The organism is Streptomyces sp. NBC_01465, assembly GCF_036227325.1.
Classification (GTDB): domain Bacteria; phylum Actinomycetota; class Actinomycetes; order Streptomycetales; family Streptomycetaceae; genus Streptomyces.
The window spans coordinates 6242185-6266630 of sequence record NZ_CP109467.1 but is presented as its reverse complement, the minus strand read 5'-3'; the positions used below and the strand labels follow the sequence as shown (position 1 = coordinate 6266630).

The following is a 24446-nucleotide window of genomic DNA, read 5'->3' as shown; positions in this document are numbered from 1 at the left end:
GAGTTACGAATTTAACTTGGTTAGATTAAGTCATTCGGCCGGGACCCGCAAGACCGTGACGGCCCCGAGCGCCGCCAGGGCGGTCAGCAGTACGGCGAAGACCGTCGCCCCCGTGGACAGCCCCACCGCATCGCTGAGATAGCCGGCGGCGACGGGGAGCGCGCCCGCCGGGAGGTAACCGCCCATGTTCAGCGCCGAGTTGGCCTCGGCCAGGCGGCGGGCCGGGATCGTGGAGTTCAGCAGCGTGAGGCCGCCGAGCTGACCCGCACCCTGACCCGCGCCGGCCAGGATCGCGGCGGTGATCAGCAGGGCGGGCGATTCGGTGCGTACGGCTGCGATCAGGGCCAGCATCGCCAGGGCCGTGCTCGTCGCGCCGGCCAGGAGGACGGACCTGATCCGCAGGGCGCGGACCGCGAACTGCACCGCTGTCGCGGCCAGGAACATCACGAAGGCCATCGCCCCGGCCACCATCCGGCTCTCCGTGCCGAGGAGGGAGGAGAGGAGGGAGGGGCCGAGCGAGAGGACGAAGGACGTTGCGGTGATTCCGGGGGCGAACACCGCGATCCCGAGGGCGAGTTGGCGCCGGTTCGCGCGCGGGACCGAGGGGATGCGGATCCAGGACGCGGGGGCCTGTGCGCGGTCCGGGCGGCGCAGCGGCATCCGTACGGCGACCACGAGCGCCGAGACCAGGAGGGCCGCCTCCACCGCGAAGACCGTGACCGTCGGGGCGGGGGCGAGTTCAGACAGTACGCCCGAGAGCAGCGGGCCGAGCCCGGCGCCCAGCACCATCGCGCAGGAGGCGAGGAGCGCCGCCAGGCGGGTGCGGTCGGGGCCCGCCACGTCCGTCACCGCCGCCATTCCGGCCGAGACGGCGGCCCCGACCGCGATGCCGGTGAGCAGCCGGGCCGCGATCAGTGCCGCCACCGAGTCGGCCGTGGCGAAGATTCCGCAGGCGAGGAGGGCGAGGGCCAGGGCGGGGAGGAGGACCGGTTTGCGGCCGATGCGGTCGGAGAGGACGCCGGAAACGAGGAGCGAGGCGATCAGGCCGGCGATGTAGCAGGCGAAGACGACGGTCAACACGCCCCTGGAGAAGCCGATTTCGCGCTGCCAGAGGCCGTAGAGCGGGGTCGCCGCGTTGGAGAGGACGAACACCGCCGTCACCGGCCAGGCCGCGAGCCAGATCCAGCGGCGGGGGGCCGGGGGCGACGGGTTGTGGGTGGACCGGGCTGGTACGCGGGCATGCCGGACAGACGTCACGGGGGTCTCCCTCACCGAGCTTCAGTACGAGTTTTCTCGAACTTAGCATGCAGTACGATTCAAGTCGTACTGATGAGATCGATGAGGGAGACCCCCGTGCCGTCCGCAGTCCTCCCGGAGCCCCTGCCCGAACCCGCCGTCGCCGAGCTGCGCCTGGAGACCGTCCTCGGCGCGCTCAGCGATCCGCTCCGGCTGGGCATCGTCCGCAAACTCCTGCTGGAATCACCGGAGTCGGACCGCACCTGCGCCTGGTTCGGGATCGACCGGCCCAAGTCGTCGCTGACCCATCACTTCAAGGCGCTGCGCGAGGCGGGCGTGACCAGACAGCGGCAGTACGGTCTCGAGCGGCGCAGCCTCGTGCGCGTCGACGACCTCGATGCCCGCTTCCCCGGGCTGCTCGACCTGGTGAGAGAGTGGACCCCGCCTACCGCGTGAACGCCGCGAAGGCCTCGTGGAAGCCGGGGAAGGTTTTGCGGACGCAGCCCGGGTCGTCGAAGGTGATGCCCGGGGTGCGCAGGCCCGTCACCGCGAACGACATCACGATGCGGTGGTCGCCGTGCGTGGTGATCTCGGCCGGGCGAGGTGTCCCCGGCCGGATCTCGATCCAGTCCGGGCCTGTGGCGACCTCGATACCGAGCGCGCGAAGGTTGTCGGCGCAGGCCTCCAGGCGGTCGCACTCCTTGACGCGGGTGTTGCCGACGTCCTCGATCCGTACGGGAGTTGATGCGTACGGGGCGATCGCCGCCAGCGTCGGCATCGTGTCGGAGATGTCACGCATGTTGACCGTGAGGCCGGTGAGGCGGTCCGGTCCCGTGACGGTGGTCGCGTCGGCCGTCGTACGGACGTCCGCGCCCATGCGCGACAGGACCTCGACGAAGCCCAGGTCGCCCTGGAGGGCTCCGGTGCCCAGGCCGGGGACCGTCACCTCGCGGCCGGGCGTGAGGGCGGCCGTCGCGAAGAAGTAGCTCGCGGTGGAGGCGTCGGGCTCGATCGCGTATGTAGTGGCGCGGTAGCCGGTGGGCGGGACTGAGAAGACGTTGCCCTCGCGGGTGGGGCGGGCGCCGAAACTGCGCATCATCGCAAGGGTGATCTCGATGTACGGGGCCGAGACGAGGTCCGTGACGGTGATGCGCAGGCCCTCGGCGGTGAGTGGGCCGAGGAGGAGCAGGGCGGTCAGGTACTGGGACGACTGGCCTGCATCCAGGGTGAGTTCGCCGCCCTTGATCCCGTGTGCGGCGATGCGCAGGGGGTGGTGGCCTTCGGCCCCGTCGTGGGTGAGGTCGACGCCGAGTTCCTGGAGGGCGCGGGTGAGCGGGGCCAGGGGGCGGCGGCGCATCTGGGCGGAGGCGTCGAAGCGGTACGTACCGTGGCCGGCGGCGGCGAGGGTGGGCAGGAAGCGGGCGGTGGTCGCGCCGTCGCGGCAGTAGACGTCCGCGTCGGTGGCCGCGGGGCCTTCGGGGCGGCCCTGGATGCGCCAGGCGCCGGGGGCGCGCTCGACGTCGTAACCGAGACTGACGAGGCCCTCGGCGAAGCCCTCGGTGTCGTCTGAGACGAGGGGCCGAAGGAGGGTGGTGGTGCCCTCGGCCGCCGCGGCGAGGAAGAGGGCGCGGGCGGTCACGGACTTGGAGCCGGGGATTTCGATCTCGGTCATGAGGGGAGATTTTGCCCGGTCCGGAGTGAGGGGCGGGGGTGCGTTTCACGCGTTGGACGCGCTGCGGGAGCGTGCGAGGCGCAGGTAGCATCCGCGCATGCCCAAATGGCGCGTTCTCTTCTGGCTGTTCGTCTTCATGGCCGTCATGACTCTGGGCAGCCTGCGCACGGTCCTCGTCGCGCACCGCTGGGGGCTGGTGGCCGAGTTCACCGTCGTCGCCGCAGGGTTCGCGGGCGCTGCGGTGTACGTCGCAAGGCGCCGCCGCGCGGAGCGCGACAGCGCCTGAGCCGGTCCGCGTCTCAGCGGACGGGGCGGTGGACGTTGTCCTTCGTCGTCGGGCCGGGGGTGGCGTCCGCGATCCAGGGGCCTTCGCCCGAGGGGTCGACGATGCCCTGTTCCAGCCAGTTGTACGTACCCGACAGGACGCCCGTGACGACCTTGCGGTCCAGGTCGTCGGTGTTCGTCCAGAGGCGGGCGAAGAGTTCGTCGGTGCGGATGCGGGACTGGCGGCAGAACGCGTCCGCCAGCTGGTACGCCTCGCGGCCGTACTCCTCGGTGGTGCGCAGGAGTTCGGCCCGTACGCAGGCCGCGCTCATCGCGAAGAGCTCCGCGCCGATGTCCACGATCCGGCCGAGGAAGCCCTGTTTGGTCTCCATGCGGCCCTGCCAGCGCGACATCGCGTAGAACGTCGAGCGGGCCAGCTTGCGCGCCGAACGTTCCACGTAGCGCAGATGGCCCGAGAGGTCAGGATGGTCCTGCGGGTGGAACTCCGCGTAACTGCGCGGGAGTTGACCCGGTCCCGCGACCAGCTTCGGGAGCCAGCGGGCATAGAAGGCCCCGGCCTGGGCGCCCGCCTTCGCCTTGGCCGAGAGGTTCTTCTCCGGGTCGATCAGGTCGCCTGCGACCTTCAGGTGGGCGTCGACCGCCTCGCGGGCGATCAGCAGGTGCATGATCTCCGTCGAGCCCTCGAAGATGCGGTTGATGCGCATGTCGCGCAGGACCTGCTCGGCAGGAACGGCCCGCTCGCCGCGTGCGGCAAGGGAGTCGGCCGTCTCGAAGCCGCGGCCGCCCCTGATCTGGACCAGTTCGTCCGCCATCAGCCAGCCCATCTCCGAGCCGTAGAGCTTGGCGAGCGCCGCCTCGATGCGGATGTCGTTGCGGTCCTCGTCCGCCATCTGTGACGAAAGGTCCAGGATCGCCTCCAGGGCGAACGTCGTCGCCGCGATGAAGGCGATCTTCCCGCCCACCGCCTCGTGCTGGGCGACCGGCTTGCCCCACTGTTCCCGTACCGAGGACCACTCGCGGGCGATCTTCAGACACCACTTCCCCGCGCCCACGCACATCGCGGGAAGGGACAAGCGCCCCGTATTGAGCGTGGTCAGGGCGATCTTGAGGCCCGCGCCCTCCGGGCCGATGCGGTTCGCCGCAGGGACGCGGACCTGGTGGAAGCGGGTGACGCCGTTCTCCAGACCGCGCAGCCCCATGAAGGCGTTGCGGTTCTCGACCGTGACGCCCGGCGCGTCCGCCTCGACCACGAAGGCGGTGATGCCGCCCTTGGACGTCTCGGACTTGGGGACGCGCGCCATGACGACCAGGAGATCGGCGACCACGCCATTGGTCGTCCAGAGTTTTACGCCGTCGAGGATGTACGCATCGCCGTCGGGCACCGCCGTCGTCGCGAGGCGCGCCGGGTCCGAGCCGACGTCCGGCTCCGTGAGGAGGAAGGCGGAGATGTCGGTGCGGGCCAGCCGCGGCAGGAAGGCGTCCTTCTGGGCCTGCGTACCGAAGAGCTTCAGCGGCTGCGGTACGCCGATCGACTGGTGGGCGGAGAGGAGCGCACCGATGGCGGGGCTGGCCGAACCGGCCAGCGCGAGCGCCTTGTTGTAGTACACCTGCGTCAGTCCGAGACCGCCGTACTTGGTGTCGATCTTCATGCCGAGCGCGCCGAGCTCCTTGAGCCCGTTGATCGTCTCGTCGGGGATCCGCGCCTCGCGCTCGATGAGCGCGCTGTCGACCTTCGTCTCGCAGAAGACGTGCAGCCTGGCGAGGAAGTCCTCGCCGCGCTGCGCGTCGTCGGCCGCCGGCAGCGGATGGGGGTGGATGAGGTCGAGCCGGAAGCGGCCGAGGAAGAGCTCCTTGGCGAAACTCGGCTTGCGCCAGTCCTGTTCACGCGCGGCCTCGGCCACCTGGCGGGCCTCGCGCTCGGTGACCTTGGGGGTCTGCGGGGTCGGTCGGCTGTCCTGTGGTGCGGTCATGAGGGGAACTCCTCGCCGCGGGGTGTCGGGTGGACGCACCTACCCGTTACCGAGCGGTGCTACCCGTCCGTATTACCCGATTCCTGACGGCTCGGCCAGACCTCGCGCGGGTCGGACACGCGAACGGCCGGAGCCCCCGCACAGTGGGCTCCGGCCGCCGGATCTTTCGCGTACGCGCGTACCTGCTAGAGCGCGAGGCCCGTGAAGACCATGACCCGCTCGTAGGTGTAGTCCGCCATCGCGAACGCCACGCCCTCGCGGCCCACACCGGACTGCTTGGCGCCGCCGTACGGCATCTGGTCCGCGCGGTACGACGGGACGTCGCCGATGATCACGCCGCCCACCTCCAGCGCGCCGTGCGCACGGAAGGCCGTCTGCAGGTCGTGGGTGAACACCCCTGCCTGCAGGCCGTACTTGGAGTCGTTGACCGCCGCGAACGCCTCCGCCTCGCCGTCGACCTTCCGCACCGAGAGGACCGGCCCGAAGACCTCCTCGCAGGCGAGCGTGGTGTCGGCCGGGAGGTCGGCGAGGACGGTCGGCGCGTACGCCGCACCGTCGCGCTTGCCGCCCGTGAGCAGCTTGGCGCCCGCCTTGACGGCCTCGTCGACCCAGGACTCGACGCGCACGGCGGCGGCCTCGCTGACGAGCGGGCCGACATCGGTGGCGGCGTCGGACGGGTCACCCGTCACCTGCGCCTCGACGGCCGCGACGATCTTCGGGACGAGGCGGTCGTAGACGGCGGCGTCCGCGATCACGCGCTGCACGGAGATGCAGGACTGGCCGCCCTGGTAGTTCGAGAAGGTCGCGATACGGGTCGCGGCCCAGTCGAGGTCCTTCTCGGAGGCCCAGTCGCCGAGGACGACAGCCGCACCGTTGCCGCCGAGCTCCAGCGTGACGTGCTTGCGCGGGACCGAGTCCATGATCGCGAAGCCGACGGTCTCGGAGCCGGTGAAGGAGATGACCGGCAGCCGCTCGTCCTGGACGAGGGCGGGCATCTTGTCGTTGGCGACCGGGAGGATCGACCAGGAGCCGGCGGGGAGCTCCGTCTCGGCGAGCAGGTCGCCGAGGATGAGGCCCGAAAGGGGCGTCGCCGGGGCCGGCTTGAGGATGATCGGGGCGCCGACGGCGATCGCCGGGGCGATCTTGTGGGCGCAGAGGTTGAGCGGGAAGTTGAAGGGCGCGATGCCCAGGACCGTGCCGCGCGGGAAGCGGCGGGTCAGGGCGAGCCGGCCCGCGCCGCCGGCGTCGGTGTCGAGGCGCTGGGCCTCGCCGCCGTTGTAGCGGCGGGCCTCCTCGGCGGCGAACCGGAAGACGGAGACGGCCCGGCCGACCTCTCCGCGCGCCCACTTGATGGGCTTGCCGTTCTCGGCGGAGATCAGCTGGGCGATCTCCTCGGTGCGCTCGACGAGGCGGCGCGAAACGTGGTCGAGGGCGGCGGCGCGCACGTGCGCGGGGGTCGCGGCGAACTCGTCACGTACGGCGTGCGCGGCGGCCACGGCCTCCTCGACCTGGGCGTCGGTCGGCACGGCGACCGTGCCGACGAGCCGGCCGTCCCAGGGGGAGGTGACGTCGAAGGTGTCCTCGCCGGTGGCCTGACGGCCGGCGAGCCAGAAGGCGTGGGTGGAAGTCATGTTTCCCACCGTAGGGGCGGGGCGGCGGCGTGGCGTTTGTCCGGGGTGGAGTGGTGGGGGTGTCGGAGGTGCCGGATTGGCAATCTCAGCCCCTCCGGCGATTGAGGAGCGGGGTCCGGGGCGGAGCCCCGTGCGTCACGTCTGCGCCGGTGCCGACGTCGCTTTCAGCGCCAGCCACAGCTCCATCCGTACATCCGCGTCGTCCAGCGACCGCCCCAGGATCTCCTCCACCCGCCGCATCCGGTACCGCAGCGTGTGCCGATGCACCCCCAGGTCCGCCGCCGCCGCATCCCACTGCCCGTGGCGCGAGAGCCACGCCCGCAAGGAGTCCACCAGGTCGCCCCGGCCCTTCGCATCGTGTTCGTACAGCGCCCTCAGCATCCCGTCCGCGAACGCCCGCACCGCGTCGTCCGCAAGCAGCGGCAGCACCGAGCCCGCCGCCAACTCGTCGTGTTCCACCAGCACCCGGCGCCTGCGTCGCGCGACGGAAAGTGCCTGTTCCGCCTGCTTGTACGCGGACGCCGTCGCGATCGGACCCGCCGGGGCCGACTGCCCGATGACCACCTCGTCCTCCTCCGGCACCGCGTCGGACGAACCCCGGCGGCCTTCGAGCACCTCGGCGTACGTGGCGACCGCCTCGACGACCGCGCCCTCGTCCGCCGCGAGGACCACCAGGCGCTCCCCGTCGGGCACGGCGAGGACCGTCTCGCCCGCTCGCGAGGCCCCGGTTTCGAGGGCGTCGGTCAGCTCCTGCAGTACGGCCGGGTCCGCCGCCTCGGCGATCAGGATCCGGAAGGGCGCGTCGAGGAGCCCGTTGTAGAGGTCACCCGCCACCCCGCGCGCATGGTCGGGCTGGCCCGCGAGGAGCATCCGCAGCACCGCCGCCCCCAGCCGCTGCTCGGCCGCCTGCAGGGAGCGCGACCGCTCGGTGGTCAGCGTCAGCAGGGCGATCGCGGAATGTACGGCGTACCGCTCGGCCGTGCCCAGCGCCGCCCCCGTCCCCACGGCCAGCGCCCCGCGCGCCCGCCGCCCGGTGCCCAGCGACTGGAGCTCGACGCGGTCGTCCGCGCCGCCGACCACCGCGCTCGCCGGCGCGGGCCGCTCGCGCAGCCGCTCCACGTCGGGGGTGAGGCGGGCGGCCCGCCGTGCGGCCCAGTCGGGGGCGGCCGCGACGACCGCGCCCGAGGCGTCGTACAGCGCCGCCCACCCGTCGACGTGCGCGGCGAGGCGGGCGAGCAGGTCGCCGGGGCCGTCGCCGTTGAGGGCGGCCCGGGTCAGTTCGCGCTGGGCCTCGAAGCCGGCGGTCACCGAGCGGTACTGGTCGGCGGCGATCGCGGCCGAGACCGCCTTGCTGATCGCCAGGAAGGGCGTGCGCCGCGGGACCTCCAGGAGCGGCAGGCCCTCCTCCTCGGCGGCGGCGACCAGCGCCTGCGGGATGTCCTCGTAGTTGACGCCGACGGCGAAGCCGAGCCCGACGACCCCGGCTCCGGAGAGCCGCTTCACGTACCGCCGCATCGACTCGGGGTCCTCGGCGTTGAGCGTCATCGCCGTGATGAGGAGCAGCTCGCCGCCCTCCATGTACGGGACGGGGTCGGCGAGCTCGCTGACGTGCGCCCAGCGGACCGGGGTCTCCAGCCGCCCCTCCCCCGCGCGCACGGTCAGCTTGAGCGCGGAGTGGTGGACGAGGGAGGCGAGGGTGGGCGGCACGGGGCGGAACCTTCGGGTGGGGGTGCGCCGTTCCGTATGAACAGCACCCTTCGATTCTGCCAGGACGGCAGAGTGTCCCCAACCGGTTCAACCGTGAAGATCCACGAGCAGCGGCGGCGCGTGCTCTCCCCGTACGGTCGTCAGCGACAGCACCGCGTGCCCGGTGGGCACCTCACGGGCCAGGTCGGAGGCGGACCAGCGCTCGCGCTCGACCTTCCGTACGGTCACCGCGTCCGTGGTGACGGCCTTCCCCGTGACGAGTTTCCGCACCGCGTGCACGGCCCGGGTGAGCGGCTGGTCGGCGAAGACCGTGTGCTTGGCGACCTCCGTCGTCTCCACCCACTCGGTGCCCCAGGACTGCGCGAAGAGCCGCCCGTCCCAGGTGGTGACCCCGGCGAACGCCATGTGGCAGCCGGCCGCACCGAGCAGCGACGTGTGCAGGTTCTCCGGTACGTCACCGAGCGCGCGCAGCGTCAGCAGCACTCCGGCGTTGGCGTTCCGCAGCCGCTGCAGGGCCCGGACCGACTCGGCGGTGACGGCGTGGGTGGCGTCGTCGATCACCAGGAACGCGAAGAGGGAGCGGTCGCGGCGGGCGGGCGCCCCGGCGGTGAACTGGGCGAGGACGAGGCGGGTCAGGACATGGGCGGCCTCGGGGTGGGCCCGCTCGGGCAGGTCGATCCGGGCGCGCAGCGGGTGTTCCAGGGTGCGCAGCGAGAAGGGGCGGCTGTCGCCGCTCGCGTCGAAGAAGTCCGCGAAGGCGGGCCGGTCGAGGACGGCGACGCGGTCGGCGAGGGCGAGTGCGGGGTCGCCGGGGGTGCCGAACTGGCGGGCGCGGGCGTCGAGTTCGCGCAGGTGGGGGCCATCGGCGGCCAGGCGTCGGCGCAGGTCGTCGAGGGCGGCGGGGGTGGCGTCGAGGAGCTCGCGCAGGACGGGGACGGAGGGGAAGTGCCCGTGGGCGGCGCGGTAGGGGCCGAGCAGCTGGGCCAGCGCGGTCTGGGCGCGGCGCGCGTCGACCTCGGGCAGGTCGCCGGCGAGGGCCTCGGCGAGGAGGGCGGCGGCCTCGTCGGGGTCGGCGGTGCCGCCGTACAGGTCGAGGTCGTACGTGGAGGCCGGGTCGCCCGGCTTCACCACCACGTCGTATCCCTCGTCGGGTCCGAGCGGGGTGCCCGCCGCGCAGACCGCGACGACGGCGGCCTGGCCGGCGAGGGCCTGCAGGGCGAGCGACTCGACGACGGGGCGCACCAGCAGCCGGGTCTTGCCCGCGCCGGGCGGCCCGACCGCGAGCAGCGAGGAGCCGAGCGTGTCGGGGTCGACGGCGGAGCCCGCGCCCCGGCGGGCGGCCGGGTTGCGGTCGCGGTCGGCGTACTGACCGAGCCGCACCTGCGAGGTGAGCAGGTCGTGCGTGGCGGCGCGGGCGGGCAGGTCCCGGTCGCCGGAGGGATGCGGACAGGCCTGGCCGCCCTGGCGCAGCACCGCGTCGGTGAACGCCGGAAGCCGGGAGGGGTCGGCCTGGACGGATTCCCAGGCCCGCCGGATCCGTACACAGTCAACGTCGTTCATGAGCCCGGAGTTCCCGTCGGCGGCGAGCCGGTCGGCGGCGGCGGGCAGTCCGGCGGAGCGCAACTGGGGCCAGGCGGCGGGGTCTTCGCTGTTGCTCTGCTGCTGCGGAAGGGCGGCGCGCTTCTTCCCCTGCCGCAGGTCCCGTACGAGCGTGAGCCAGCCGCCCGCCCTGGCGATCGGCCAGAGGATGAGGGCGGAGACGACCAGGTGGTAGACGGTCCCGAACGTCTCGACGTTGTTCTTCGTCTGCTCGGCGTCGGTGGTGAACAGCCAGGACTTGGGGGTCAGGCCGAGCGCAAGGTTGTCGAAGGGGAGCAGGTCGTCGGCGCGTACGAAGAACCAGACCAGGACGGCGCCGACCAGGGCGGTGCGCAGGGCGCGGGAGGGCTGCGGGTGGTCGACGGCGTACCGGTGGAAGACCTCGCGCCAGTTGCCGAGGCGGCCGAAGCCGACGATCACAAGTGCGGCGACCAGGCTGTTGTAGACGGCGAGGGCGGTGATCGCGGCGGTGGGCCGCTCCAGGCCCCACCAGTCGGTGGGCGTGACGAGCTCGAGCAGGATGCGGCTGTGCGGGACGTAGCCGTTGCGCCACAGGGACCAGACGAGTGCGGCGGCGAGCAGCGCGACGACGGCTCCGCCGATCAGGGCCCGGTTCGGTACGCGGTCGGGGTCGGCGTCGGGGCGCGGCCGGTGCCCGAACCGCCAGAGCCCCGGTTCGGCGGCGGCGCGCGGGGTCCGGAGCCAGTCGGTGACGCCGGGGCGGCCCGTGGAGGGGGCGTGGGTGGGGGCGGGCGGGACGGCGGGGGGCCCGGCGGGGCGCGGGACGGGGTTGGCCCGGGTCCCGCGTGCGTCGTGGGTGCCCTCGGTGTCCATGCTGATCGCCCCTCCGTCTGCGTACGCGACCCCCCAATCTAGTGCCCCGCCTGGCCAGTTCACCGTCCCGAGCGCGACCCGGGCGGGTTGCGCGGCCTCCGTCCCGGGGCTCTGCCCCGGACCCCGGTCCTCAATCTCCCCCAAGCTCTTAAGGAGCAGGGGGGACCCCCTCGACGGCTTGATTTGCCCACCCTTTTTGCCCTTGCGGACAACGACACGCCCCCACCACTACCGAACGGCGCATGCCCAGCTCCTCCCCCCACCCCTAGCCTGCGAGAAGAAGCCAAGCGTCCGATTTACCCCGGTCACCCCCAGCCCACCCCAGGAGTCCCCCATGACCGCTCTCCCGCAGGAGCGACGCGTCGTCACCGCCATCCCCGGCCCGAAGTCGCAGGAGCTGCAGGCCCGCCGTACGGCCGCCGTCGCCGGTGGCGTCGGTTCCGTGCTGCCGGTCTTCACGACCCGCGCGGGCGGCGGCATCATCGAGGACGTCGACGGCAACCGCCTCATCGACTTCGGTTCCGGCATCGCCGTGACCTCGGTCGGTTCCTCCGCCGAGGCCGTCGTCCGCCGGGCCTCGGCCCAGCTCGCGGACTTCACCCACACCTGTTTCATGGTCACGCCGTACGAGGGCTACGTCGAGGTCTGCGAGCTCCTCGCCGAGCTGACCCCGGGCGACCACGCCAAGAAGTCGGCCCTCTTCAACTCGGGCGCCGAGGCCGTCGAGAACGCCGTCAAGATCGCCCGTGCGTACACCAAGCGCCAGGCCGTCGTCGTCTTCGACCACGGCTACCACGGCCGTACGAACCTCACCATGGGCATGACGGCGAAGAACATGCCGTACAAGAACGGCTTCGGCCCGTTCGCCCCCGAGATCTACCGCGTCCCGGTCGCCTACGGCTACCGCTGGCCGACCGGCCCGGACAACGCCGGCGCCGAGGCGTCCGCCCAGGCCATCGACATGATCAACAAGCAGGTCGGCGCGGAGAACGTCGCCGCGATCATCATCGAGCCGGTGCTCGGCGAGGGCGGCTTCATCGAGCCGGCGAAGGGCTTCCTGCCGGCGATCGCGCAGTTCGCGAAGGACAACGGCATCGTCTTCGTCGCGGACGAGATCCAGTCCGGCTTCTGCCGTACGGGCCAGTGGTTCGCTTCCGAGGACGAGGGCATCGTCCCCGACCTGATCACCACCGCCAAGGGCATCGCGGGCGGCCTCCCGCTCGCCGCCGTCACGGGCCGCGCCGAGATCATGGACGCCCCGCACTCGGGCGGCCTCGGCGGTACGTACGGCGGAAACCCGGTCGCCTGTGCCGCCGCGCTCGGTGCGATCGAGACGATGAAGGAGCTCGACCTCAACGCGAAGGCCAAGCGCATCGAGGAGGTCATGAAGGCCCGCCTCGCCGCCATCCAGGAGAAGTACGACATCGTCGGCGACATCCGCGGCCGCGGTGCCATGATCGCGATCGAGCTGGTCCAGTCCGGCACCAAGGACCCGAACCCGGCGGCGACCGCAGCTCTGGCCAAGGCTTGCCACGCCGAGGGTCTGCTGGTCCTCACGTGCGGCACGTACGGGAACGTCCTCCGCTTCCTGCCTCCGCTGGTGATCGGCGAGGACCTGCTCACCGAGGGCCTCGACATCCTCGAGCAGGCCTTCGCGGGCATCTGAACCACGCCTGTGACCTTCAGTAACGGTCAGACGGTGTGAAGACCCTGTGGGGGGCCGATGGCGGGATGGAGATCCGGCTGTCCGCCCCCCTGGTCTCTGCCGTACGGTTTCTGCAGATGAGAGAAACACCTCGCCCGCAGGGAACTGCGGACGAATCCAGGCAGGGGCCTCCCCAGTTCCAGCCTGGTCGTGCCTTCGCGCACACCACCGGAGCTTCGGGCTCCGGAAATCCTCACCGATCGGATGGCCGCCCGCCCCACACCCCCCGGGGCGCGCGGCACACCGGTCCAGCCCTTCGCTCCGGAACAACCCCCCCTGATCCGGAGCGAAGGGCTTCCCCCTTTCTCCTCCCGGCACTCTGCGTAGTCCTCTTCGCGCTGATCACCTGGCAGGTCGCGTCGGCCGGCCCCCTGCGCCGCCTGGACGAGCGCGTCGACCGCACCCTGGTGAACCACGGCCCGTCCTGGCTGACCCAGCTCCTCGCGGACCTCGGCAACGTCCAGATCGCGCTCCCGCTCCTGGCGGCGGCAATGGCGTACGCAGCCTGGCGCGGCGCCCGCACCCCAGTCCTGGCCTCCGCCGCGACGATGGCGCTGACCCCGGCCCTGGTGGTCCCCCTCAAGGACTGGATCGCCCGCCCGGGCCCACTGACACCGGAGACGGGCTACTTCCCGTCGGGCCACGCGGCGACGGCGATGGTGGCGTACGGCGGGGCGGCACTGCTGATCTCCCCGTACCTGAAACGGAGTTGGGCCCTACCGCTGGCAGCGGCGCTGAACCTCGCGACAGCCACCGGTCTGATCCTGCACGGCTACCACTGGCCCCTGGACGTCATCGCGAGCTGGCTCCTGGGAACACTGCTCCTGGTGCCGCTGGCGCGGACCGCTCAGGGCTCCAGGTCAGCCACCCCCCGGCCGGTCAGCACGTCGAACGGAACCGACGCCTGATCGTGCGCGATCAGCCACTCGCCCTCCGTCTTACGGAAGCAGAACGTGCCACGGACCCACATTCCGTCCGTCGTCGCGCCGTTCCGGAGCGTGCCGCTCAGGCGACCGAAGCAGTGGCCGAAGGCCAGGCTGTTGTCCACGGACAGGCGCAGGTCTCGCACCTCGTACGACACCTCGGCGAAGAAGGTGAATGCCTCCTCCCAGTTCTTCATCTTCGCCTCCACGCCCACGTGTTGCAGCGGCGGCTGGACGTCGAAGGAGATGACGTCCGGGGCGTAGAGCTTCCTCAGGGCGTCGAGGTCCTTGGCCCGGATGCCCTCGACGATCTTGTCCATGTGCTGCCGGAGTGCTGCTTCGTCCGCCTCGTACTGTGTCGGCATGGTGCCCACCCTTTCCTCGGTCGTGGATATGACGAAGCAGCGCCCCGGTATGTGACACCGGGGCGCTGCGGACGTCGGAACAGGGGGCTAGCTCCAGTTGTACGCGTCGAAGTTCTTCGAGAACTCCTGGTTGTTGAAGCGGTCCCAGTTGATCGACCACGTCATCAGGCCGCGCAGCGCGGGCCACGTCCCGTGCGTGGTGTACGTCCCGCAGTTCGTCTTCTTCGTCAGGCAGTCCAGGGTCTTCGTGACCTCCGCCGGCGACGTGTAGCCGTTGCCCGCGTTCGTCGACGCCGGGAGGCCTATCGCCACCTGGTCCGGGCGCAGCGGCTGGAAGACCTTCGTCGTGTCGCCCGCCACCGGGAAGCCCGTCAGCAGCATGTCCGTCATCGCAATGTGGAAGTCGGCGCCGCCCATCGAGTGGTACTGGTTGTCCAGGCCCATGATCGAGCCCGAGTTGTAGTCCTGGACGTGGAGCAGGGTGAGGTCATCGCGCAGGGCGTTGATCACCGGGAGGTACGCGCCCGCGCGCGGGTCCTGGCCGCCCCAGGGGCCCGATCCGTAGTACTGGTAGCCGAGTTGGACGAAGAACGTCTCGGGGGCCATCGTCAGCACGAACTTCGAGCCGTACTTCGCCTTCAGGGTCTTCAGCGCCGCGATCAGATTCACCACCACCGGGGTGGTCGGGTTCCGGAAGTCCGTGTCGCCCGTGTTGAGCGAGAGCGAGTGGCCCTCGAAGTCGATGTCCAGGCCGTCCAGGCCGTAGTCGTCGATGATTTTCGAGACGGACGACACGAAGGTGTCCCTGGCCGCCGTTGTCGTCAGCTGGACCTGGCCGTTCTGGCCGCCTATCGAGATCAGGACCTTCTTGCCCGCCGCCTGCTTCGCCTTGATCGCCGCCTTGAAGTCCGCGAGCGACTCCACCGTCGGGCACTCGCTCACCGGGCAGAGGCTGAAGCGGATGTCGCCCGACGTCACCGAGGTCGGCTCGCCGAAGGCCAGGTCGATCACGTCCCAGGAGTCGGGTACGTCGGCCATGCGCGTGTAGCCGGAGCCGTTCGCGAAGCTGGAGTGGAGGTAGCCGACCAGGGCGTGCGCGGGGAGCGTTCCTGTTCCCGTGCCGCCGCCCGCCGTTGTGGTGGCGGTGACCGTCACCGACTTCGGGGACTCGCCCGCCGCGTTGGACGCCGTCACCTGGAAGCTGTACGCCGTCGAGGCCGTCAGGCCGCTCACCGTGGCCGAAGTGCCCGTCACCGTCGAGACCTTGGTGCCGTTGCGGTAGATCGCGTACGACGTCGCGCCGCTCGCCGCGCCCCACGAGAGGTCCACCGTCGTGGAGGTGACCGTGCCCGCCCTCAGGCCCGTCGGCGCCGCCGGTATCTGCGCGGGTGCGCCGCCGGGGCCGACCAGGGTGAGGTCGTCGGCGCTGTACGCGGCGGTTCCGTACCAGCCATGGGTGTAGACCTGTACCGACGTCGTCGAGGCGCCCGTCGTGAAGCTCGTGGTCAGCTGCTGCCAGCCGGTCGCCGACTGCGTCCAGGTCGACACGTCCGTCGTCCCCGTCCCGGTCGCGCCGAGGTAGACGTAGCTCCCCTGCACCCAGCCGCTCAGCGTGTACTTCGAGTTGGGCTGGACCGCGACGGTCTGCGCGCACTGGGCGTAGTCGCTGCCCGCGGGTGTCGCCCTGAGCGCCGAAGTGCCGCTGCGGACGGGCGAGTTCACCGCGGATCCGTTCGTACAGCTCCAGCCGTCCAGGCCGGCCTCGAACCCTCCGTTACGCAACTGATCCGCATCCGCGGCCTGCGCCGTCTGCGTCAGAACAACGATTCCGCTTGCGGCCAGGGAGGCCGAGGCGAGCACAGCCAGAAGTCTTCGACGATCCACAACTGCCTCCGGACGTGGCGGGATTGATGTGGTGGAGCGCGCCACAATTTGGTCCAGACCAATCCTGTTGTCAAGACCTCTGGCGGAGCATCACCCTCCGCCGCCCCCACCACCCCCGTCATTCCTGGCGATTTGGGACGCCGCCTCGTGCATCGCGAGCTCCAGGAGCGCGGGATCGGTCAGCGTGCCGTTGCCGTCGGGGAGCACCAGCCAGCGCACCCCGCCCGTCGCGCGCCCCGGATACGGGACCACGATCCAGGTCCCGCGGCCCGCCCCCCGCACCCCCGTGCCGACCCAGCGCGCGGCCGTCCCCGGCGGTACGAAGAAGCCCATCCGGGAGTCGCCGAAGTCGGCCAGGACAGGGCCGGGCCGGTCGATCAGCCGGGTGAGGACGTCCAGGGTCGGATAGCCCAGTTCGCCGGGGAGGATCAGTACGTCCCAGAGCCTGCCGGCGGGAAGGAGAGCGACCCCGTGCGGGTTGCGCTCCCATTCCCATCGGCAGGCGTCCGGATCCGGTGCCACCGAAGCCAGCCACTCCACCGCGGTCTTTGTCTCCGAGCCACTCATCGCTCGGCCCTCCATCCAGTCCGTGTACGCGAAAACGGTGCGTGCACTGGGTGAGAGCGAGGTGGCCGTGAACTATGACGCGGGTTTGGCTACTTGTTGGTAGTGAAGTGGGTCACACCATGATCAGTGGTTGTGCGCCCCCGGCGCGAGCCGGGGGCGCAAGATCAGGAGTCGAAGCCGAGTCCCACCTTGTCCATGGCCTTCAGCCACAGATTGCGCCGGCCGCCCTGCGCGTCCGACCTGGCCAGGGACCACTTCGTGAGGCCGATCCCCGCCCAGGCGAAGGGCTCCGGCGGGAACGGCAGCGGCTTGGTGCGCACCATCTCCAGGGCGGTGCGCTCGGTCCGTACACCGGAGAGCAGATCCAGCATCACGTCCGCACCGAAGCGCGTCGCGCCCACGCCCAGGCCCGTGTACCCGGCCGCGTAGGAGACCTTCCCGCCGTGCGCCGTCCCGAAGAACGCCGAGAAGCGCGAGCAGGTGTCGATCGCCCCGCCCCAGGCGTGGCTGAAGTTGACGCCCGCCAGCTGCGGGAAGGCGGTGAAGAAGTGCTCCGCCAGCTTCAGATACGTCGCCGGGCCGTGGTCCAGGTCGGCGCTCATCCGGCCCCCGTAGGGGTAGATCGCGTCGTAGCCGCCCCAGAGGATCCGGTTGTCCGCGGTGATGCGGAAGTAGTGGAACTGGTTGGCGCTGTCGCCCAGCCCCTGGCGGTTCTTCCAGCCGATGGAGGCCAGTTGGTCCGCGCTGAGGGGCTCGGTCATCAGCGCGTAGTCGTAGACCGGCACGGTGTACGGACGGACCCGCTTGACCAGCGACGGGAAGATGTTCGTGCCCAGCGCGACATGGCGCGCGCGGATCCTGCCGTACGGGGTACGGACCGCCATCCCCGCGCCCGCGCCCACCAGGTCCAGGCCCCGGGTGCGCTCGTAGATCCGTACGCCCAGATCCAGGCACGCCCGCTTCAGGCCCCACGCCAGCTTGGCGGGGTGGAGCATCGCGACGCCGCGCGGGTCGTGGAGGCCGCCGAGGAAGGTCGGGGAGTCGACCTCCTTGCGGACCTGGTCCCGGTCGAGGAACTCGAGCCCTGTGAAGCCCAGTTCGGAGATCTCCGAGTGGAACTCACGGAGCTCCTCGACCTGGTGCGGCTGAGTCGCCACGTCGATCTCGCCGGTGCGCTCGAAGTCGCAGTCGATGCCGTACCGGGCGACCGTCTCCTCGATCGCGTCGAGGTTCTGCTCGCCCAGCTGTTCCAGCTTCTGGATCTCGCCCGGCCAGCGGGCGATGCCGTTGGCCAGGCCGTGGGTGAGGGACGCGGCGCAGAATCCGCCGTTGCGGCCCGAGGCGGCCCAGCCCACCTCGTGGCCCTCGATCAGGACGACGTCCCGCTGCGGGTCGCGCTCCTTGGCGAGGAGCGCGGTCCACAGTCCGCTGTAGCCGCCGCCGATGACGAGGAGGTCGCAGGTCTCGTCGCCCGTGAGGGCGGGGAGGGTGGCGGGCTTTCCCGGGTCCTCCAGCCAGAAGGAGACCGGGCGGGCCTCGGAAAGGGATCGTGCGGCGGACGTGCGCATGGCGGCTGGGGCCATGTCTTCCAACTCCCTCAGGGAACTTTAGGGTTTTGCGCTGTTCTTCTGCCGGCTGTTGCTGAGCAGCTGCGCGGCGAGGACCACCAGTACGGCAATGATGAACATCGCCGTGCCGATGACGTTGATCTGCACCGGCGTGCCGCGCTGTGCCGATCCCCAGACGAACATGGGGAAGGTCACCGTCGAGCCGGCGTTGAAGTTGGTGATGATGAAGTCGTCGAAGGAGAGCGCGAAGGAGAGCAGCGCACCTGCGGCGATTCCGGGGGCGGCGATGGGGAGCGTGACCCGTACGAACGTCTGGACCGGACCCGCGTACAGGTCGCGGGCCGCCTCCTCCAGGCGCGGGTCCATCGACATCACGCGTGCCTTGACCGCCGTCACCACGAAGCTGAGGCAGAACATGATGTGCGCGATGAGGATCGTCCAGAAGCCGAGCTTCGCGCCCATGTTGAGGAAGAGCGTGAGGAGGGAGGCCGCCATGACGACCTCGGGCATCGCCATCGGCAGGAAGATCAGCGAGTTGATCGCGCCGCGCGCCCGGAAGCGGTAGCGGACCAGCGCGAAGGCGATCATCGTGCCGAGCACGGTTGCGCCCAAGGTCGCCCAGGCCGCGATCTGCAGGGAAAGAGACAGCGAACCGCACATGTCGGCGACGCCGCAGGGGTCCTTCCAGGCGTCGAGCGAGCCCTTCTGCCAGGCGTAGTTGAAGCGCCCCTTCGGCTTGTTGAAGGAGAACACCATCACGACGATGTTCGGCAGGATGAGATACGCGAGCGTGATCAGGCCCGCGATGGTGATGAGATTGCGTCGGAGCCAGCGCATCAGACCAGGTCCTCCGTTCCGGCGCGGCGGATGTAGACGGTGACCATGGCCAGCACGATCGCCATGAGGATGAAGGAGAGGGCTGCGGCCGTCGGGTAGTCCAGTACGCGCAGGAACTGCGACTGGATGACGTTGCCGACCATCTTCTGGTCGGTGGAGCCGAGCAGTTCGGCGTTGACGTAGTCGCCGCTCGCCGGGATGAAGGTGAGGAGCGTCCCGGAGACGACACCCGGCATGGAGAGCGGGAAGGTCACCTTGCGGAAGGTGGTCGCGGGGGTGGCGTACAGGTCGCCTGCCGCCTCGTGGAGGCGCCCGTCGATGCGCTCCAGCGAGGTGTAGAGCGGCAGGATCATGAAGGGCAGGAAGTTGTACGTGAGGCCGCAGACCACCGCCATGGGTGTGGCCAGGACGCGGCTTCCCTCCGTCCAGCCGAGCCAGCTGGTGACGTCCAGGATGTGCAGCGTGTTGAGGACGTGCACCACCGGGCCGCCGTCGGCGAGGATCGTCTTCCAGGCGAGGGTGCGGATCAGGAAGCTCGTGAAGAACGGCGCGATGACCAGGATCAGCACCACGTTGCGCCAGCGGCCCGCCTTGAAGGCGATCAGATACGCGAGCGGGTAGCCCAGGATCAGACAGAGGACCGTGGCCGTTCCCGCGTAGAGCAGGGAGCGGATGAACTGCGGGTAGTACTCCTGGAAGGCGTCCCAGTACGTCTGGAAGTGCCAGGTGACCTCGAAGCCCTTCTCCAGGGAGCCGGTCTGCACGGACGTCGACGCCTGGTAGACCATCGGCAGCGCGAAGAAGATCAGCAGCCAGACGATGCCGGGCAGCAGCAGCCAGTACGGGACGAGCTTGCGGCGCAACAGGGGCTTGCGGACCGGGAGTTCGGCGGGGGCGGCGGGAGGTGTCTCCGTGAGCGTCGTCACGCCGCCTCCTCCGTCCCCGCGTCGATGTCCTGGGCCGCGTCGAGACCGAAGGTGTGCTCGGGGTTCCAGTGCAGGACGACCTCGGCGCCGGGGGTCAGGCGGGAGTCGCGCTCGATGTTCTGTACGTACACCTCCAGCTCGGGGCAGACCGGGCTGTCGATGACGAACTGCGTGGAGACGCCGATGAAGCTGGAGTCGGCGATACGGCCGGTGATGCGGTTGCGGCCGTCGGGTATCTCGTCCGCGTCGTCCGCGTGCGCGAGGGAGATCTTCTCGGGGCGTACGCCGACGAGGAGCTTGCCGCCGCTTGAAGTCTGCGCCGAACATCGGTTGGCGGGCAGGTGCAGCTTGGCCCCGGAGGCCGCCACCGTGATGTCGGATCCCGCCTCGACGACCTCGGCCTCGATGAGGTTGGAGGTGCCGAGGAAGTTGGCGACGAAGGTGGTGTTCGGGTTCTCGTACAGATCGGCGGGTGCGCCCAGCTGCTCGACGCGGCCGCCGTTCATCACCGCGACCGTGTCGGCCATGGTCATGGCCTCCTCCTGGTCGTGGGTGACATGGATGAAGGTGATGCCGACCTCGGTCTGGATGCGCTTGAGCTCCAGCTGCATCTGACGGCGCAGCTTGAGGTCGAGCGCACCGAGCGGCTCGTCGAGGAGCAGGACCTGCGGGTGGTTGATGAGCGCGCGGGCGACGGCGACGCGCTGCTGCTGGCCGCCGGAGAGCTGGTGCGGCTTGCGGTGCGCGAAGTCGCCGAGCTGGACGAGCTCCAGCATGTCGTCGACCTGCTTCTTCACCGACTTGATGCCGCGGCGGCGCAGGCCGAAGGCGATGTTCTCGGTGACGTTCAGGTGCGGGAAGAGCGCGTAGGACTGGAAGACGGTGTTGACGGGCCGCTTGTACGGGGGCAGGTCGGTGACGTCCTTGTCGCCGAGGAAGACCGTGCCGGTGGTCGGGTCCTCCAGGCCGGCGATCATCCGCAGCGTGGTGGTCTTGCCGCAGCCCGAGGCGCCGAGCAGGGCGAAGAACGAGCCCTGCGGGACGGTGAGTTCGAGGGGGTGCACGGCGGTGAAGGAGCCGTAGGTCTTGCTGATGCCGGTGAGGCGGACGTCGCCGCCTGAGGTCTCTGTCATGGGTTGCGATCCCGGAGTCTTGAGGAGGGGGAAGAGGGAGGGAGGAGGCTCAGACGCCGATGAGCTTGGCGAACTTCTCTTCGTACGCCGTCTCTTCCTTGCTCGTGAGCGAGCGGAAAGCGTGCGACTTCGCTGCCATGGCCTTGTCCGGGAGGATCAGCGTGTTGGACGCCAGAGCCGGGTCGATCTTGGCGAGTTCGTCGTGCACACCGTCGACGGGGCAGACGTAGTTGATGTACGCGGCGAGCTGGGCGGCGACCTTCGGCTCGTAGTAGTAGTCGATCAGCCGCTCGGCGTTGCGCTGGTGGCGTGCCTTCGCGGGGACGAGCAGGTTGTCCGAGGAGGTGAGGTAACCGGCCTTCGGGATCGCGAACCTGATGTCCTTGTTGTCGGCCTGCAGCTGGATGAGGTCGCCGGCCCAGGCGACACAGGCGGCGAGGTCGCCCTTGTCGAGGTCGGAGGTGTAGTCGTTGCCCGTGAAGCGGCGTATCTGCTTGGAGTCGACGCCCTTCTGCAGGCGGGCTATCGCACCGTTGAAGTCGTCGTCGGTGAAGGTGGCGGGGTCCTTGCCCATGTCGAGCAGGGTCATACCGACCGAGTCGCGCATCTCGGTGAGGAAGCCGACGCGGCCCTTGAGCGCGGGGTCGTCCAGCATCTGCGAGATGGAGTCGACCTTCTTCCCGCCGGTCGCCTTCACGTTGTACGCGATGACGGTGGGAATGCCGGTCCAGGGGTAGGAGTAGGCGCGGCCCGGGTCCCAGTCGGGGGAACGGAACTGGGCCGAGAGGTTGGCGTACGCATGCGGGAGGTGCGACGGGTCCAGTCTCTGGACCCAGCCGAGGCGGATCATGCGGGCGGCCAGCCAGTCGGTGAGGACCATCAGGTCGCGGCCGGTGTCCTGGCCTGCGGCGAGCATCGGCTTGACCTTGCCGAAGAACTCGACGTTGTCGTTGATGTCCTCGGTGTACTTGACCTTGATCCCGGTGCGCTTCGTGAACGCCTCCAGGGTCGGGCGGTGCTTCTCGTCGTCGCTGACGTCCATGTACTCGGTCCAGTTGGAGAAGTTGATCACCTTCTCCTGGGCCGAGTGGTCGTCGGAGGCCTTGGCGGTGCCGTTGTCCCGTGCGGCGGCGGGAATGCCGCAGCCGCTCAGGGCTGCCATTCCGCCGACGGCCAGGGCGCCGGCGCCGGAGGCGCGCAGCAGCGAACGGCGGGTGAGGGCGCCCCGGCCGCTGCGCAGACTGCGCTGCATGGCGGCCAGTTGGGCCGGGGAGAGACGCTCGGTCTCGTACTGCTCCATGGGCTGTCTGCCCTTCCTCTATCGGTCCCCGAAGATCGTGCGGTGCCAGTCCTTGCGGGCGACCGCGGTGTTGTCGTACATCACGTGCTTGACCTGTGTGTACTCCTCGAACGAGTACACGGACATGTCCTTGCCGAAGCCGCTGGCCTTGTATCCGCCGTGCGGCATCTCGCTGATGATCGGAATGTGGTCGTTGACCCAGACGCAGCCCGCCTTGATCTCGCGGGTGGCGCGGTTGGCGCGGTAGACACTGCCGGTCCAGGCGGAGGCGGCGAGGCCGTAGGGGGTGTCGTTGGCGAGGGCGATCCCTTCGTCGTCGGTGTCGAAGGGGAGGACCACGAGGACGGGGCCGAAGATCTCGGCCTGGACGATCTCGCTGTCCTGGGGGGCGCCGGTGACGAGGGTCGGGAGGTAGTAGGCGCCGTCGCGCTTCGGGGCTTCGCCGCCGGTGACGACGGTGGCGTACGCGCGGGCGCGCTCGACGATCGCGGCGACGCGGTCGCGGTGCTGATAAGAGATCAGCGGGCCGAGGTCGGTGTCCGGGGCGAAGGGGTCGCCGACGCGGACGGACTCCATCAGCTCGGCGACGCCGGTCACGAAGGCGTCGTAGAGCGGGCGTTGTACGTAGGCGCGGGTGGCGGCGGTGCAGTCCTGGCCGGTGTTGATCAGCGATCCCGCGACGGCGCCGTGGACGGCGGCCTCCAGGTCGGCGTCGTCGAAGACGACGAACGGGGCCTTGCCGCCGAGCTCCAGGTGGATGCGCTTGACGGTCGCGGTGGCGATCTCGGCGACGCGCTTGCCGACGGCGGTGGAGCCGGTGAAGGAGGTCATGACGACGTCGGGGTGGGCGACGAGGTGCTCGCCCGCGTCCTTGCCCGCGCCGGTGACGATATTGACGACACCGTCCGGGATGCCTGCTTCGGTGGCGGCCTGCGCGAAGAGGAGCGAGGTCAGCGGGGTGATCTCGGCGGGCTTCAGGACGATGGTGTTGCCCGCGGCGATCGCCGGGAGGATCTTCCAGGCGGCCATCTGGAGCGGGTAGTTCCAGGGGGCGATGGAACCGACGACGCCGATGGCCTCGCGCCGTACGTAGGAGGTGTGGTCGCCGCTGTACTCGCCCGCGGACTGGCCCTGGAGGTGACGGGCCGCGCCCGCGAAGAAGGCGGTGTTGTCGACGGTGCCCGGCACGTCGAACTCGGCGGTCAGCTTGGCCGGCTTCCCGCACTGGAGGGACTCCGCGTAGGCGAACTCCTCGGCGCGCTCGGCGAGTACGGCCGCGAACCTGTGCAGCGCGTCGGAACGCTCGCCCGGGGTTGCACCCGACCAGCCGGGGAAGGCGGCGCGGGCGGCGGCCACGGCGGCGTCGACATCGGCGGTCGAGGCCAGCTCGTAGGTGTAGACGATCTCGCCGGTCGCGGGGTTCACGACGTCGTGGTGACGGCCCGAGGTGCCGCTCCTCAATTCTCCGGCGATGTACTGCGCGCCGGCCGCGAAGCGGTCCTGCACCTGGAAGCGGTTGCCCATCGTGCTCTCCGTGCTCTGCGTAGCTCCAGCTCGATTTGAGTGCCGATCCTGACAGAGGCACAGTTCTCCAACAAGTGATTCCGTTGTTGCCTTTTGGTTACGCGACGGATTCGGTCGACCATGTGTCGTCTCAGCCTGGAAAACCACGACGGAGTGTCAGTGGCGGCTGCGAGACTCGCGTGCATGGGGAAGATCGAGGAACTTCACGCGCAGGTCAGCGCGGGCGAGAAGATCAAGTATCTGCACTTCTGGGGGCACACGCCGAGGCCGGACGGGACGCTGAGCGCGAGCTGTCTGAGCCAGTGGTGGCCGTCGCCGTTCACGGTGGACGGGGTGGAGTACGCGACGGCGGAGCACTGGATGATGGCGTCCAAGGCGCGGCTCTTCGGCGACGAGGCGGCCGAGCGCAAGGCGGTGGAGGCGAAGAACCCGGCGCTGGCGAAGAAGGCGGGCCGCCTGGTCAAGGGCTTCGACGACACGGTGTGGGAGCGCGAGCGGTACGGCATCGTGGTCGAGGGCAGCGTGCACAAGTTCGGCGCAGAGGCCGGGCTGCGGGATTTCCTGCTGGCCACGGGCGACCGGGTACTGGTGGAGGCGAGCCCGATGGACCGCATATGGGGCATAGGCCTGGCGGCCACGGACGACCGAGCCCAGGACCCGTCGAAGTGGCGCGGCCTGAACCTGCTGGGGTTCGCGCTGATGGACGCGCGGACCCGGCTGCGGCGTTAGCTGGGCTCTCTGCTGCGGGCGGGGGCCCTGACGGAACAGGGCCCCCGGTCC

20 protein-coding genes are annotated in these 24446 nt (G+C 70.4%); 5 read left to right on the top strand and 15 right to left on the bottom strand.

All coding sequences use genetic code 11. The annotated features are described in order from the left end of the window. Positions 1-30: 30 nt before the first annotated feature. Entirely contained in the window at positions 31-1257 is a 1227-nt protein-coding gene (locus OG707_RS29585; RefSeq protein ID WP_443071418.1) for an MFS transporter, read from the bottom strand. A gap of 72 nt (positions 1258-1329) precedes the next feature. On the opposite strand from OG707_RS29585, the gene OG707_RS29580 reads away from it, so the two are divergent. Beyond that, positions 1330-1692, top strand: a complete 363-nt coding sequence (locus OG707_RS29580; RefSeq protein ID WP_329123616.1) for an ArsR/SmtB family transcription factor — start codon at positions 1330-1332, stop codon at positions 1690-1692. On the opposite strand, the gene aroA is transcribed toward OG707_RS29580, so the two are convergent. Then, on the bottom strand, positions 1682-2908 hold the full coding sequence (gene aroA, locus OG707_RS29575) for a 3-phosphoshikimate 1-carboxyvinyltransferase (RefSeq protein ID WP_329123614.1): 1227 nt from the start codon (positions 2906-2908) through the stop codon (positions 1682-1684). The genes OG707_RS29580 and aroA overlap by 11 nt on opposite strands. A 97-nt stretch (positions 2909-3005) precedes the next feature. Between aroA and OG707_RS29570 the strand changes: the two genes are divergently transcribed. Next, a complete protein-coding gene (locus OG707_RS29570) occupies positions 3006-3194 on the top strand; it encodes a hypothetical protein (protein WP_329123612.1) in 189 nt (62 codons plus the stop codon). A gap of 13 nt (positions 3195-3207) precedes the next feature. On the opposite strand, the gene OG707_RS29565 is transcribed toward OG707_RS29570, so the two are convergent. The 4 genes from OG707_RS29565 to OG707_RS29550 form a co-directional block, all read right to left on the bottom strand. Further along, positions 3208-5163: an acyl-CoA dehydrogenase family protein gene (locus OG707_RS29565; RefSeq protein WP_329123610.1), complete on the bottom strand. Its 1956-nt coding sequence runs from the start codon at positions 5161-5163 to the stop codon at positions 3208-3210. 185 nt (positions 5164-5348) lie between these two features. Next, positions 5349-6794 carry an aldehyde dehydrogenase family protein gene (locus OG707_RS29560; protein WP_329123608.1) on the bottom strand — a complete coding sequence of 482 codons (1446 nt, stop codon included), beginning with the start codon at positions 6792-6794 and terminating at the stop codon, positions 5349-5351. Positions 6795-6929: 135 nt separating this feature from the next. Next, positions 6930-8501, bottom strand: a complete 1572-nt coding sequence (locus OG707_RS29555) for a PucR family transcriptional regulator (RefSeq protein ID WP_329123606.1) — start codon at positions 8499-8501, stop codon at positions 6930-6932. A gap of 87 nt (positions 8502-8588) precedes the next feature. Further along, positions 8589-10934, bottom strand: coding sequence for an ATP/GTP-binding protein (locus tag OG707_RS29550; RefSeq protein WP_329123604.1), 2346 nt, complete (start codon positions 10932-10934; stop codon positions 8589-8591). A 334-nt stretch (positions 10935-11268) separates the two neighbouring features. Here OG707_RS29550 and gabT point away from each other — a divergent pair, with 334 nt between their 5' ends. Both gabT and OG707_RS29540 read left to right on the top strand, forming a co-directional pair. Further along, positions 11269-12600: a 4-aminobutyrate--2-oxoglutarate transaminase gene (gabT, locus tag OG707_RS29545; RefSeq protein WP_329123602.1), complete on the top strand. Its 1332-nt coding sequence runs from the start codon at positions 11269-11271 to the stop codon at positions 12598-12600. A gap of 446 nt (positions 12601-13046) precedes the next feature. Then, positions 13047-13547, top strand: coding sequence for a phosphatase PAP2 family protein (locus OG707_RS29540; protein WP_329123599.1), 501 nt, complete (start codon positions 13047-13049; stop codon positions 13545-13547). Here the strand turns inward: OG707_RS29540 and OG707_RS29535 are convergent. The 9 genes from OG707_RS29535 to OG707_RS29495 all read right to left on the bottom strand — a co-directional run bounded on the left by OG707_RS29535 (position 13487) and on the right by OG707_RS29495 (position 23666). Beyond that, entirely contained in the window at positions 13487-13927 is a 441-nt protein-coding gene (locus OG707_RS29535) for a YybH family protein (RefSeq protein ID WP_329123597.1), read from the bottom strand. The genes OG707_RS29540 and OG707_RS29535 overlap by 61 nt on opposite strands. Before the next feature lie 87 nt (positions 13928-14014). Then, a complete protein-coding gene (locus tag OG707_RS29530) occupies positions 14015-15811 on the bottom strand; it encodes a chitinase (RefSeq protein WP_329123595.1) in 1797 nt (598 codons plus the stop codon). A gap of 90 nt (positions 15812-15901) precedes the next feature. After that, positions 15902-16378: a hypothetical protein gene (locus tag OG707_RS29525; RefSeq protein ID WP_329123593.1), complete on the bottom strand. Its 477-nt coding sequence runs from the start codon at positions 16376-16378 to the stop codon at positions 15902-15904. Between the two features lie 164 nt (positions 16379-16542). Next, positions 16543-17961: an NAD(P)/FAD-dependent oxidoreductase gene (locus OG707_RS29520; RefSeq protein ID WP_329123591.1), complete on the bottom strand. Its 1419-nt coding sequence runs from the start codon at positions 17959-17961 to the stop codon at positions 16543-16545. Between the two features lie 24 nt (positions 17962-17985). Continuing rightward, positions 17986-18783 carry an ABC transporter permease gene (locus OG707_RS29515; protein WP_329123588.1) on the bottom strand — a complete coding sequence of 266 codons (798 nt, stop codon included), beginning with the start codon at positions 18781-18783 and terminating at the stop codon, positions 17986-17988. Further along, positions 18783-19709 (bottom strand): ABC transporter permease, encoded by a 927-nt coding sequence (locus OG707_RS29510; protein ID WP_329123586.1) that lies wholly within the window; start codon positions 19707-19709, stop codon positions 18783-18785. Before OG707_RS29510 ends, OG707_RS29515 begins: the two co-directional genes overlap by 1 nt. After that, positions 19706-20842, bottom strand: a complete 1137-nt coding sequence (locus OG707_RS29505; RefSeq protein WP_329123584.1) for an ABC transporter ATP-binding protein — start codon at positions 20840-20842, stop codon at positions 19706-19708. The genes OG707_RS29510 and OG707_RS29505 overlap by 4 nt, the downstream gene beginning before the upstream one ends. A 49-nt stretch (positions 20843-20891) precedes the next feature. Next, positions 20892-22142, bottom strand: a complete 1251-nt coding sequence (locus OG707_RS29500) for an ABC transporter substrate-binding protein (RefSeq protein WP_329123582.1) — start codon at positions 22140-22142, stop codon at positions 20892-20894. A gap of 18 nt (positions 22143-22160) precedes the next feature. Next, positions 22161-23666 carry a gamma-aminobutyraldehyde dehydrogenase gene (locus tag OG707_RS29495; RefSeq protein WP_329123580.1) on the bottom strand — a complete coding sequence of 502 codons (1506 nt, stop codon included), beginning with the start codon at positions 23664-23666 and terminating at the stop codon, positions 22161-22163. Positions 23667-23849: 183 nt separating this feature from the next. Here OG707_RS29495 and OG707_RS29490 point away from each other — a divergent pair, with 183 nt between their 5' ends. Next, positions 23850-24395 carry an NADAR family protein gene (locus OG707_RS29490; protein ID WP_329123577.1) on the top strand — a complete coding sequence of 182 codons (546 nt, stop codon included), beginning with the start codon at positions 23850-23852 and terminating at the stop codon, positions 24393-24395. Positions 24396-24446 lie beyond the last annotated feature (51 nt).

Excerpts from the sequence above, each read along its gene's own strand:
- OG707_RS29500 (WP_329123582.1), bottom strand. The coding sequence starts at position 22,142 with ATGGAGCAGTACGAGACCGAGCGTCTCTCCCCGGCCCAACTGGCCGCC.
- OG707_RS29490 (WP_329123577.1), top strand. The coding sequence starts at position 23,850 with ATGGGGAAGATCGAGGAACTTCACGCGCAGGTCAGCGCGGGCGAGAAG.
- OG707_RS29580 (WP_329123616.1), top strand. The coding sequence starts at position 1,330 with ATGAGATCGATGAGGGAGACCCCCGTGCCGTCCGCAGTCCTCCCGGAG.
- OG707_RS29515 (WP_329123588.1), bottom strand. The coding sequence starts at position 18,783 with ATGCGCTGGCTCCGACGCAATCTCATCACCATCGCGGGCCTGATCACG.
- OG707_RS29525 (WP_329123593.1), bottom strand. The coding sequence starts at position 16,378 with ATGAGTGGCTCGGAGACAAAGACCGCGGTGGAGTGGCTGGCTTCGGTG.
- OG707_RS29560 (WP_329123608.1), bottom strand. The coding sequence starts at position 6,794 with ATGACTTCCACCCACGCCTTCTGGCTCGCCGGCCGTCAGGCCACCGGC.
- OG707_RS29570 (WP_329123612.1), top strand. The coding sequence starts at position 3,006 with ATGCCCAAATGGCGCGTTCTCTTCTGGCTGTTCGTCTTCATGGCCGTC.
- aroA (WP_329123614.1), bottom strand. The coding sequence starts at position 2,908 with ATGACCGAGATCGAAATCCCCGGCTCCAAGTCCGTGACCGCCCGCGCC.
- OG707_RS29520 (WP_329123591.1), bottom strand. The coding sequence starts at position 17,961 with ATGGCCCCAGCCGCCATGCGCACGTCCGCCGCACGATCCCTTTCCGAG.
- gabT (WP_329123602.1), top strand. The coding sequence starts at position 11,269 with ATGACCGCTCTCCCGCAGGAGCGACGCGTCGTCACCGCCATCCCCGGC.
- OG707_RS29495 (WP_329123580.1), bottom strand. The coding sequence starts at position 23,666 with ATGGGCAACCGCTTCCAGGTGCAGGACCGCTTCGCGGCCGGCGCGCAG.
- OG707_RS29505 (WP_329123584.1), bottom strand. The coding sequence starts at position 20,842 with ATGACAGAGACCTCAGGCGGCGACGTCCGCCTCACCGGCATCAGCAAG.
- OG707_RS29535 (WP_329123597.1), bottom strand. The coding sequence starts at position 13,927 with ATGCCGACACAGTACGAGGCGGACGAAGCAGCACTCCGGCAGCACATG.
- OG707_RS29550 (WP_329123604.1), bottom strand. The coding sequence starts at position 10,934 with ATGGACACCGAGGGCACCCACGACGCACGCGGGACCCGGGCCAACCCC.
- OG707_RS29565 (WP_329123610.1), bottom strand. The coding sequence starts at position 5,163 with ATGACCGCACCACAGGACAGCCGACCGACCCCGCAGACCCCCAAGGTC.